This is a genomic window from Psychrosphaera sp. 1_MG-2023 (assembly GCF_030548245.1).
GTDB classification, from domain to species: domain Bacteria; phylum Pseudomonadota; class Gammaproteobacteria; order Enterobacterales; family Alteromonadaceae; genus Psychrosphaera; species Psychrosphaera algicola.
Genome location: NZ_JAUORW010000010.1, coordinates 1 through 12,095, shown reverse-complemented (window position 1 = coordinate 12,095; position 12,095 = coordinate 1). Strand labels below are relative to the sequence as shown.

Genomic DNA, 12,095 nt, shown 5'->3' with positions numbered 1-12,095 from the left:
GTTGGGGGATAAAACCCGCAAGCCAAACCAAATAAACAAAAGGAATAATGTCATGTTACAACTTAAAAACTTATCTCGAATTTACCAATCTAACGAGGTCGAAACGGTCGCATTAGATCAAGTTAACATTGATATAGAAAAAGGCGAGTTTGTCGCGATTATGGGGCCATCGGGCTGTGGCAAGTCGACTCTATTGAGCATTATCGGCATGTTAGATAAAGCCAGTGACGGCCAGTACATTTTTAACGATGAAGACGTGTCGGGTTATTCCGAAGCGCAACTGTCTCAGATCCGCAAACACCACATCGGTTTTATCTTCCAAAGCTTTAATCTAATTGACGAACTCACCGTTGAAGAAAACATCGAACTGGCACTTTTATATCACAATATTCCCGCGGACGAGCGCAAACAAAAAGTCGCCAAAGTTATGGACAAGGTGGGCATTGCACACCGCGCACAACATATGCCGAGCCAACTGTCAGGTGGTCAACAGCAACGTGTGGCAGTCGCCCGTGCGGTGGTCGGCAACCAATCCATGATCCTTGCCGATGAGCCAACCGGTAATTTGGACAGCGCCCATGGCCAAGAAGTCATGGAAATGCTGCAGGCACTTAATGAAGAAGGCACAACCATAGTAATGGTCACCCATAGTCCTTCTCACGCCGACTACGCACACCGAACCATCAATTTATTTGACGGCCACGTAGTCACTCAAAGTATTCGACAAGCCAGTTAATGCCAACAGGGTATTAATTCCAAAAATTTAGAAGGAATGAATGATGTTAAAAAATTATTTACTGACCGCTTGGCGCAATATTATAAAAAACGGCATGTTTTCAGCAATCAATATTCTTGGGCTAGCACTTGGCCTAATGAGCTGTATTTTGATCACTTTATTTGTCAGAGAAGAAACCGGCTACGACAAATGGTTGCCAAACTCAGAACGTGTGGTGCGAATGCATTCTGCGTATATCAACCCAGGTTCACAGCCATTTCTAACTGTACGCTCCGCGGGCAATATGATGGAAGCCGTTCGAGACTATGCCACTAATGAAGTAGAACAAGGTGTGCGACTGATCCAATTCGGCGCGTCGGTTATTCAACAACAGGATGTAACCGCGGAACGAATCACATTTGTTGACCCGGCATTTTTTAATGTGTTCGATTTGCCATTTGTTTATGGCTCAAAAGAAACGTCCTTTAAAAAACCGCTCGATTTAGTGATCACCGAAGAAATGGCAATTAAGTACTTTGGTAAAACTGACGTTGTTGGTCAAACACTCACGGTTTGTTGTGCTGGACCAGAGCCGTCAGAGCTCACCGTTACAGGTGTGATCAAAGACTTGCCAAAGGCCACACATCTCAATCTCGACTTAGTGATCTTTGTTTTGCCGTCCATTATTGAAAACAACCCCGGCTTAAGTTCATGGACCAGCGTTAACGTGTACACCTATTTTAAAATGCGAGAAGGCGTTTCAATTGACGAGTTTCAGCAGCGGTTAACGTATTGGGTCGACAATGAAAGTCCGTTGTCTGAAGGGTTAGAGCCGGGCCGAAAAGTTTCCCACAATATGAAACATAAGCTCATGCCACTGGAAGATTTGCATTTACATGCCAAAAAAGACGCGGGTAACTTAGGCGACTTATCCCCTTTAGGTGACGCATCTATGATTAATGCCTTTTCAGTAATCGCGGGCTTAATCCTGTTAATTGCCTGCATTAACTTTATGAATTTAGCCACCGCCCGCGCTAGCCAACGAGCCCGTGAAGTGGCAATGCGAAAAGTGCTCGGTGCCAGCCGTCAACAGGTCACAATCCAGTTTCTTGGCGAAGCAATAGCATTAGTCTTTATTTCATTATTGGTGGCTCTCGTTTTAGTCGAGCTTGTTCTACCAATATACAACCAGGCATTAGACAGTGAACTTGAACTTGCGTTGTTTAGTGACCCGACATTACTCATTGCCATTATTGTCATCGGCCTAGTTGTCGGGCTTGGTGCTGGCATCTACCCAGCTGTTTACCTATCCCGGTTTTTACCCGGTCATATTCTAAAATCCAATAAGAGTACGGAGTCTGGACGTACTTCAGGATTTAGAACATTTTTGGTTGTTTTCCAATTTACCGCATCTATCTCTTTAGTGATTTGTACGGTTGTGATCTACGCCCAAACACACTTCGCTCAGTCTGTCGATGTAGGTTACAACAGCGACAACAAAATGGTTTTAGCGATTAATAGAGCTCGGGATAAACGCGAAAGTTTACGCCAAGAATTGTTGAATCTTCCTGAGATAAAGTCAGTGGTATTTTCATCAGAAGCACCCACTCAAGACAACGAAAACAACTCGTTTTTTACCTTACTTGGCAGCAGTCAATCTGACGACGCATCAACGAATCAAATGAGCAATCAAGGCCAACTTTTAAACTTGCATAATATGGACTACGGCTTTTTTGAAGCATATGACGTTGCACCGATTGCCGGTCGTTTATTTGACCAAAAATTTGGTTCTGATGAGGTCACCAGCGTCGAGACGGGACAACATGCCGGCGCTGCCAGTGCCGTTCTAAATCAATCGGCATTAGCTAAGCTTGGATTTAACTCTGCTCTTGAAGCCATTGGCCGAACCGTTGCGGCAAATATCCGCGGCCAGCAACACTTTAAGATTGTCGGTGTGATCCCTGATATCTATTTCCGTTCAATTAAATTTGGGGTGCGGCCGACGATTTACATGTTAAATCCTCAACGATTAAACGTCGCAAGCATTTCGTTTAACACCAACAACCCGGCGCAACTGCGAACTCAAATAGAACAAGTTTGGAAAAAACATGTGCCTATGCAGCCAATTAACCTACAGTTTTTAGACAGTATGATGGCAGCACAATATAACGATGAACGCATTCAAACCCGCTTATTCTCAGCGTTCTCTATCCTCGCCATCCTCATCGCCTGTTTGGGATTATACGGCTTAGCGGCATTTACCACGGAACGTCGGACAAAAGAAATTGGCATTCGAAAAGTAATGGGCGCACGGGTTCGAGATATCGTCGGGCTGTTAATTTGGCAGTTTTCAAAACCCGTTTTAATTGCCAACTTAGTCGCGTGGCCTATTGCGTCATTTGCGATGATCGGTTGGCTCGAAAACTTTTCCTACCGCATCAATCCACTTTGGTTAATCCCTATATGTTTAGCGGTCGGGACCTTACTGTTACTGATTGCCTGGGCTACCGTGGGAACAAATGCGGCCAGTGTCGCCCGCGCAAACCCGATTAATGCGTTGCGTCAGGACTAATTGGCGTAAATCAAACGGCAGTTAAGACAACTTGATGGGTCTAAAGTGAGGCCCATTAAGTTGTTAATTTTTGAGATGTTTACCACACCGTGCTAGTGAGCACGTTATAACCCCTGACTCTCATAAGTTACAAGTTACAAATTACTAATTACTAATTACAAGATACAAACCACAAATCGCAAAATGAGCAGTTAATTGAACTGGCCAACTCCTAAGGTCGATATCGAAAACAAAAATACGCCCCTAGTAAATTGTTTAATTAATCAACAACTCAATCACGCCTAATTTGCAACGCTCCTTTTATAAATATCAGTGTTCATTATTACGGTTTTCGATGCTCAAACTGTTACATCAATGTTGTCATTAGTAACAACAGCCATATTGAATTTGGTAAATGACCAATTATCACTAATGGCTACACCTCTATCGCAGCACCTAGTTGTTAATGGCAGCAAAATAGAAACAGGGGCTAGTGTATTTTTTGTTATTGCAATGGGTTATGAGCAGGTGCAGCAATACAAAAACTAGTTGAAAGCAATTTTAATAACAATAATAAATAGGAATTACGATGGGCAATTTTCAAAATAATTTGATAGGTCTAGCAACAATATGTTTACTCGTATTTGCGACCAACCATGCGCGAGCACAGTCTATATCGGTTGACGCTAGCGACGTCAAACAAACCATCACTATGATGGGGGGAGATATGGAGCGTAGCGGCTCAAACCTCCAAAACGCCGCTAATAAAGAAGAAATTATTGATTGGTTGGTTAAAGACATCCCCTTCGATACTTGGCGAATCGCATATAATAAAAACCAAGAAATCGTTGAAGGCACAAAAAATTGGGCCTATTACGATGATGAATTAGCAGCAATGCAATTGATCAAAAATGTAAATCCCAATATGAAATTTTTCGCGACTCTTGAGTCTGACTACCACGGTTACAGCCAAGGAAATCGAAATAACCTTCCAACTTGGATTTATGACTATTCCTACGAAAATGGCGCAGTGGTTGGAACCAAAACATTCAATGCCCAAAAGTACGGTATTTTTCTCGCTGATTACGTTGAGTTTATGGAACAGTCGGGATTTCCATTAACCTATATCGCGACTTCAAAAGAATACATTGGTGTTATTACACCATGGCGTGCAAAAACTATAATTGCCACGCTTAAATCTGAATTGGCCGCCCGTAATGTTAACATGCCACTGATTATTGACGCCGGTACTTGGTCACTCACAAGCGCAAATCGTTTAATAAATGGCTATGAAAACAATAACCTTATTGATGACGTACATGGCTTTAGTTCTCACGACTATTGGTCTAACGAAACACTGACCTGGGAAGATTTTGCGACTAAAGCGAACGGTGTAGGAAAACCCGCATTTAACGAAGAATCCGGTCACGGTGGCGGTGGACAAGCATTATATGAATCCGATTTTAAAAATGCGTTGAATGCCTACTTTGAAAAAACACGCATGTACGCGGGTGGCATTAAAGGTGAAGCTATTTTTGAACTTTGGCCACGAGGCTATAATGAAATTCAAGAAAATAAGTTTTTTGCAAAGCCAATATTTTTTAACAATGGTTCAGATGGTCGACGGATGCGTTCGTATTACATCATGAAAAAATTTGCGACTGCCGCAGTCGACAGTGTTTATGTCAATTCATCAACGACCGACCTTGAAGATGTCAGCACCATGGCTTTCCGAAAAGGTGATGAGATGGCCCTTTGGGTAATCAACCAATCCAACAACGATTACAACAGTGTAGACTTTAATATAAGTGAGTTTGGCCTAAAAAATGGCATGGACGTAAGACAAACCTATTGGAGCGAAACAACAGAAATCGAAGGTGTAGAGACGAGAATCAACCTTGATGCCCATGACCATTTTACCGCTAACGCCAAGGCCAATAGTATCAGTGTATTTATTCTCAAACCTCAATATACACTTACCCCTTATGTTAGAGTTAATGACGGCAACTGGGTACAAACTGACGATGTCACTGTTACAGAGGGCGATACGGTTGATTTTGGGCCACAGTCTCGAATTGCAAATACGTGGACTTGGCAAGGTCCTGCGAACTTTAGCACTGACCAACGAAAAGTTCGACTCGAAAATATTACGCCAGCAATGGCTGGTGAATACCTAGCGACTTATTCAAGTTACAGTGGCTTTACAAGTGACATTATCACGACTTTAAAGGTTGATTGTGATGCGGATCCTGTTACCACACCTTATTATCAAATTAATGACAGTAACTGGGTAGGTGATCAAAACACTGCAACTTTGGAGGCAGGTGACTCAATAAAATTTGGGCCACAATCACAAATTCAAGGTGACTGGCATTGGTCAGGTCCGAATAATTTTAGTCATTCGGGAAGACAGCCAGAGCTAACAAACGTGAAACCAGATATGGCGGGTACTTATGTTGCAACGTACACAAGCCCTCAAGGCTGTAGCACTAACCTAGATTATCACGTTATCGTCAACTGCAGCGTTGAACCTACGATTATTCCATGGGTACAACTAAACGGTGCATGGTCGCGATCAACAAGCTTAGACATAAAAGACGGTGATTCATTTAAAATTGGCCCCAATTCCCCGAACACCGGAAGATGGCAGTGGACAGGACCAAACGATTTTAAAGCGATGGAAGTTAGACAACTGTCATTTGTTGATGTTGGTGAAGAACAAGGTGGTCAATATGAAGTGACGTTTACAACCCCTCAAGGGTGCGTTAACAGTACAACTTTTGAAGCCAATTACATCCCAACTAATGTTTGTACACCACCTAAAGTGACGCCTTACTTGCGAGTTAACACAGGTTCTTGGTCGAGTAAATCTGCCGCAACGTTAGCTATCGGTGATTCAATAGACATAGGGCCACAGCCTAATTGGGGCGGTACTTGGGCCTGGACAGGACCGGACGGTTATTCTAGCGACATACGCCAAATACACCTCGATATACTTGATCAATCCCAAGCAGGTACTTACTACGGTACTTATACTAAAAATGACGGTTGCAGTAACACTGTAGAAATTGCCATTGCAATTGAAACGCCAGAGCCTTTAGTTGGGGATATAAATAACGATGGAGACATAAACTCCGCAGATATTGCCGCTTTCATTGCAGTTTATGGATTAAAGAGTACCGATGAAGGCTATTTAGTCGCCGCTGATTTAGATGGTGACGGCATAATTTCGCGCCTCGACTATAGCCAGCTTTATAGTATTTATCGTCAACAATAAAACTCTAAATCTCTGTCTTTATGTTAGCGACATAAAATAGAGGTTTAATCATTCTCACACCCATTGAGGGCAGTATAGCGTTAGGTTAACTTCAATCTAACCTGTTCTGCCCATTTTGCCCATTTTGCCCATTTTGCATGAATACTCTAAAAACTGTTCGATATACTTGGCTCTAAAACCCCCTCCTATTCCGCTAAAAGAGACTTAACTTAAAAAACGTCACAACTCCTTGGTTAAAAGGGCCTGTCGCTAAAACGTTCAGCTGAACGGATATCAAAAATAGTTAATGATGGCGGCATTCTTACTTTAACGTATTAATACTGATAGAACCGATTCGTTATATAAACCTGCATCTTGTTTACCATTGCATTTTTTAACGACGCTAATTCGATTAGGCGTTTGTCATTTTTGTAAGCGTTAAAATGGTCTGGACTGGGAAATTGAATAACATGTATTTCGTCGGGTTCATCTGCGCCTTTAACATCATTAAACGACGCACTAATCAACTCACCTTGGTGCTCTCGTAATATCTCAATCGCGCGCGATTCAAACTCTCTCAACCCCTCTATACCTTTGTCGCCGGCAAAAAGTAACGCAATAATTTGGATCATAAAAATAACTCGCTTAACGGCTAATTAGTTAACAACAAATACAAAAAAACTGGCTTGAACACACGTTTCAAGCCAGTTTATTTTGTAGGATCGCAAGGTGCTATGCTTTATCTAACCCTATGCTTTATCTAACGCTTGGCTCACATCTGCGATGATATCGTCAATGTGCTCGATACCCACTGAAATTCTGATCAAGTCAGCGCTTACGCCAGCAGAAGCAAGTTCTTCGTCATTTAATTGTCTGTGAGTTGTCGACGCAGGATGACACGCTAAAGACTTAGAGTCGCCAATGTTAACTAAACGTAAAATCATCTCTAGTGAGTCGATAAAGCGTGAACATGCTTCAATGCCACCTTCAACACCAAAACTAATAATTCCTGACGCCTTAGAATTTGTGATCTTTTTGCAGCTTTCAAAATGAGGACTTTCTGGTAATGCCGCGTAGTTTACCCATTTTACTTTTTTGTGCTGCTGCAAATATGCCGCAAGTTTTTCTGCGTTTTCACAATGGCGCTCCATTCGTAGACCAAGTGTTTCAAGTCCCTGTAATATTTGGAATGCATTCATTGGTGAAATAGCCGCGCCGGTATTTCGAAGCGGAACCACACGGCAACGTCCGATATAAGCGGCTGCGCCTAATGCTTCTGTGTAAACCACATCGTGGTAAGAAGGGTCTGGTTCATTTAATACAGGGAAACGCTCTTTGTTTGCTGCCCAGTCAAACTTGCCCGAATCAACAATAACACCACCAATTGACGTACCATGACCACCGATATATTTAGTTAATGAATGAACAACGATGTCCGCTCCTAATTCAAATGGGCGACATAGGTATGGGGTTGCTACCGTATTATCAACAATTAATGGCACACCGTGTTTGTGAGCAATTTCTGCAAGACGACTGATGTCAACGATATTGCCCGCTGGATTACCGATAGATTCACAAAATACCGCTTTGGTATTTTTATCGATGGCTTGCTCAAATCCGTCAAAATCGTCATAAGAAACCATTCGAGCTTCAACACCTTGTTTAGGCAAAGTATGCGCAAAAAAGTTATACGTACCACCATATAATTGGCTGGTACTCACAATGTTATCGCCAACTTCACAAATACACTGTATTGCATAGGTAATTGCCGCCATACCAGACGCGACACATAATGCGCCAATGCCACCTTCCATCGCTGCAACACGTTTTTCTAAAACGTCAGTGGTTGGATTCATGATCCGAGTGTAGATGTTTCCTGGCACCTTAAGATCGAATAAGTCCGCGCCGTGTTGCGTATTATCAAACGTAAAAGATGTGGTTTGATAAATAGGCACTGCTGCGGCTTTTGTTGTGTCTTCCGAAGTGTATCCTTCATGTAAAGCTAATGATTCTAGTTTCATGTAAATTTTCCCTGTTGACGATAAAAATAAGTATTACATTAGTTGGTATACCAAGTGCCAAAGCCACACTTCTTGGCGGTGTGCTGGGCCAGTTTAAATCTAGTTTATCCCAATTAATGTAATTGAAGGTGAACTGCATATAAGCTTCCTCTAGCAGACTTAACAGACACCTTCCCGTCCCCTACTGTAAATCCAAATAGCCAAATCACACACACAACAATTAGAATGATTCGTTCTTTAATATGGCTTATTACCCAGTTTTTCTAGATAACTGAACATCACCTAATCATGTCTAATTTTTGACCATTGCATTTCACTTTATTAGGCACAAAAAAAGGTGAATCAACTTCACCTTTTTTAATTTGTTTTAACTCAATAGTGTCCAGACTACTGCTTACTCTTATCCCCTACCAGAGTTAAATAAGCCTGCGATAACCGCTCGCCGTGAGCAATTAATGCCGTTGGCGTTAGATGGGTTTTATCGGCTTTTTCCAGACCTAACATAGATGTGAATATTGCGTTTGGATCCTTCGCGGCAAATGATTTGTGACTCTCAAGTACTAAGGGCGTTTTTTTAACAAACTTATGCTGTTCATCAATTCCTAATATTACGGGTAGATTTGGCACGTTTGTTAAGTCATTACGAACATACTTAATGATTGCAGATAGGTTTTTTCTGTATGCCACCGCCGACTTACCGTGAGAGTCACTTTCACCTTGGATCCAAATAAAACCGCGCACGACTCCAGTATGGCCGTCTTCCTTTAGCGCTTTCATCGCTTTATGATATGACGCTATCATCTTATCGGTAAGGCCATTTTCACCCGGCCTCTTCCAGCTTTTGGCCAACGACGTTGCCCCTTTAGAAAACTTAAAAATCGCAGGTTGATAACCCTTCGTTTTTAATTGGCGGGCAAAGCTAATCTCTGGCCCAAAATGCCCTTTTTCAAAGCGTCCGCCTTGCGGTCCCAAAGTTATCCATTTGCCATTACTGGAGTTAACTTTTTGTTTTTCTGGAAAGGTATAAAACATAGGGATGTTAGGATCTAGCCCATCTACATCGATAGGATATTGCGCCGCATCGCCCTTCCATCCCTGAGCATTAGACTGGCCCGCAACAATAAAAATATCATATGTCTGCGCCATATTTGGTAATGATAAAAGTGACAGCGCAAATAATAAAAAATGTATTTTGTTCAAATTTGTACCCCAACATTGTGAATAAAAAAAATGTAGCTATTGCCAAACCTGCTAAAAAAACAAAGCTATGTTTTGTTTTTCAGTTTGGTAAAAGCCTGACTCAAACGAGTTAGAGCGCAATTACCACGCTCGCCATTCTTCGGTGACATCGCCGTCAAAAAGAATATTAGCATCGTCCAACACTCTAAAAATAAACTCACAAATTTGCTCACGCTGATCCGTTTCAATAAGGCACTCATCGCACTTTAAATTCAGGTCATTTAACGCCAAAACAAGGTCACGTACAAGCACCAACGCCTCATCTAGATTACGGCCCTTAGACTGAACCAAATGATGAAAATCTATCAGTAACTTTATACACGCATCAACATCCTCAACATTGTAATCGGGATCATCATCACCCTCGATGTAATCCATCAACCCATATTGAATATTCCTAAGTAAACTTTCCAATGAATTCTCCTAAAATAAAAAGCCTCTAAAAGAGGCTGTACATTGGTCACAATTAGCGTCAAATGAGCAACCAAAAGCTAAGCTAAGTACTTCAGTCATCGAAATATTAGATTTCACTTCAGAGTATTCATTTTCCGTTTGTTTATTGTCCGTATTTTAAATACCACCCTAAACGAGTAAAACACATAATCCTAATATTGAGTGAATAGCAATGTCCTCCAATATGAATTTATTAGTATGCTCAATTGAGTAACAACCAAATCGCTGGAACTACCAACATTGCATAAGTTGTAAACATACCAATAATTCTAGGTACTGGAAAATGGGGATTACGCAACATACCGATAGAATGAGATATGCGGCCTAATACAAAACAAACGCCCAGTCCCCACAATAACGTTTCACCAGCCCCGTTAAATTCAATAAGAGCTAGCATAATTAGACACATTGGTACGTATTCAATGAAATTCCCAAAGGCACGTATCCGCCTTTTTAAGGTTTCATCATTTCCGTCTTGATAAGGATACTTTGCAATATCTCCTTCGGACTTCCCTAGCTCAACTCGACGCAAAGACACCATCATTGTTAATACCAACATTTGTATGGCGAGTATCGCTGCTATTTTTGACGTAATTTCCAAAACTACCATACTTATCTCCAAATGTTAGTAAATTCTAACGACCAAATAATGGCCAAAACATTGTTGGCTCGAATGTTGAGCGAATGTTGAGGAAGGAACACGAGCCAACTGGTATTTGTACTGCTTTGACGACTTAGTACGATTGAACACCAACAATAATATTTATGAAACTTTTAATATCTTGAGTGGTATGTTCTGGCCACTCACTAAATAAACTTAAACCTTCGTGTTTATACATTTGATCTATGAGTTGATGTAACTCATTAAAATATTTAATATCTTCACCATATTCAAATGTACCAAACCTGATGTCTAATTGATTATCAGAAACTTCGTTATGCGCAATAGTTTTATTTCTTGCATGTTTCATAGATTTAATAAACGGCCAGTTATCTTTTCTAAATTTTTCAAATGCTGCAACTAATAATTTATTATCAGGGATTTTATTAATTACGTACTTTATAGTGTGATTATTAAAATCACCTATTTTCTCTTGATCATGAAGTTTTGAAATTTGAAGATAAGAATACTCTTTCAAAATTATGGTAAGCATATTGTCAATTTCATGCCAGTTTTCTAGTTTTTTCTCATTACAATATTGAGCAGAAAAATTGAAACATTCCCAACACCAAATACAATGGTCACCAAGTTGAATTAATTCAGCCTTTTCTGGATATTTATGAATTAACTCCATGCTCGCTCCATCGTGCTAACGCCTCAAGCAGAGGCGCCAGCTTTGCTGGCGTCCTGCTGACTTGACTTGTTAGTGCTTACTGGAGGCTCTACTGCACCAGAAACCTCTTTAATTTCTTGATTTTTCGCTACAATTTTTTTGTATTTATCCATCATTGTGACGATTGCACTGTTATCTGGATCAATTGTTCCTTCCAATGCACTTGTAAGGTTACCTAGCTCCATTGCATCGTCTCTTGCTCTCACGCACAGTTGAGCAATTTTCCAATCTTCTGGGGAATTAGGTGGTTGTAAAAGTGAAATTTGGTTTTGCCAAGCCTGCTGCTTTTGAACTGCGGCCGCATTAATGCCTGCAAGTAAATATTGAAGCTCATTCTTTCGCTTTTTCGATTCATTTATTACTGCAGTTTGGTATATCGCTATCCCGGTGCCAATTACACCTACGACAAAGCTGATTATTTCGAACATTGCGATATTTCTCCTTGAGCACTAACGCCCGCATAAGAAGCGGACCAATTTGGGACGCATTTATGCGTCGTTTCTTTTTGCATTAAATGAGGCCGAAG

At 41.1% G+C, this 12,095-nt stretch carries 11 protein-coding genes; 4 read left to right on the top strand and 7 right to left on the bottom strand.

Annotation, left to right across the window (positions count from 1 at the left end; all coding sequences use genetic code 11):
• The first annotated feature begins 52 nt into the window (after positions 1-52).
• From Q4575_RS10845 to Q4575_RS10830, 4 genes are all read left to right on the top strand, one after another.
• Entirely contained in the window at positions 53-736 is a 684-nt protein-coding gene (locus tag Q4575_RS10845) for an ABC transporter ATP-binding protein (protein WP_272182266.1), read from the top strand.
• A gap of 43 nt (positions 737-779) precedes the next feature.
• Entirely contained in the window at positions 780-3,287 is a 2,508-nt protein-coding gene (locus Q4575_RS10840) for an ABC transporter permease (protein WP_303522966.1), read from the top strand.
• A 354-nt stretch (positions 3,288-3,641) separates the two neighbouring features.
• Positions 3,642-3,815, top strand: a complete 174-nt coding sequence (locus Q4575_RS10835) for a hypothetical protein (RefSeq protein WP_215964080.1) — start codon at positions 3,642-3,644, stop codon at positions 3,813-3,815.
• A gap of 40 nt (positions 3,816-3,855) precedes the next feature.
• Entirely contained in the window at positions 3,856-6,543 is a 2,688-nt protein-coding gene (locus tag Q4575_RS10830; RefSeq protein ID WP_303522965.1) for a dockerin type I repeat-containing protein, read from the top strand.
• A gap of 314 nt (positions 6,544-6,857) precedes the next feature.
• Here the strand turns inward: Q4575_RS10830 and Q4575_RS10825 are convergent, their stop codons facing one another.
• From Q4575_RS10825 to Q4575_RS10795, 7 genes are all read right to left on the bottom strand, one after another.
• Positions 6,858-7,154 (bottom strand): hypothetical protein, encoded by a 297-nt coding sequence (locus tag Q4575_RS10825; RefSeq protein ID WP_303522964.1) that lies wholly within the window; start codon positions 7,152-7,154, stop codon positions 6,858-6,860.
• 117 nt (positions 7,155-7,271) lie between these two features.
• Entirely contained in the window at positions 7,272-8,543 is a 1,272-nt protein-coding gene (locus Q4575_RS10820) for an O-acetylhomoserine aminocarboxypropyltransferase/cysteine synthase family protein (RefSeq protein WP_215964078.1), read from the bottom strand.
• A gap of 387 nt (positions 8,544-8,930) precedes the next feature.
• The gene (locus Q4575_RS10815) at positions 8,931-9,743 is read right to left on the bottom strand and encodes a sialate O-acetylesterase (protein ID WP_303522963.1); all 813 of its coding nucleotides are present in this window, start codon (positions 9,741-9,743) and stop codon (positions 8,931-8,933) included.
• Positions 9,744-9,863: 120 nt separating this feature from the next.
• Entirely contained in the window at positions 9,864-10,196 is a 333-nt protein-coding gene (locus Q4575_RS10810) for a hypothetical protein (protein WP_215964076.1), read from the bottom strand.
• A 241-nt stretch (positions 10,197-10,437) separates the two neighbouring features.
• Positions 10,438-10,845, bottom strand: a complete 408-nt coding sequence (locus Q4575_RS10805; protein WP_215964075.1) for an MAPEG family protein — start codon at positions 10,843-10,845, stop codon at positions 10,438-10,440.
• A gap of 124 nt (positions 10,846-10,969) precedes the next feature.
• Positions 10,970-11,530 carry a hypothetical protein gene (locus Q4575_RS10800; RefSeq protein WP_303522962.1) on the bottom strand — a complete coding sequence of 187 codons (561 nt, stop codon included), beginning with the start codon at positions 11,528-11,530 and terminating at the stop codon, positions 10,970-10,972.
• A gap of 23 nt (positions 11,531-11,553) precedes the next feature.
• A complete protein-coding gene (locus tag Q4575_RS10795) occupies positions 11,554-11,997 on the bottom strand; it encodes a hypothetical protein (RefSeq protein ID WP_303522961.1) in 444 nt (147 codons plus the stop codon).
• Positions 11,998-12,095 lie beyond the last annotated feature (98 nt).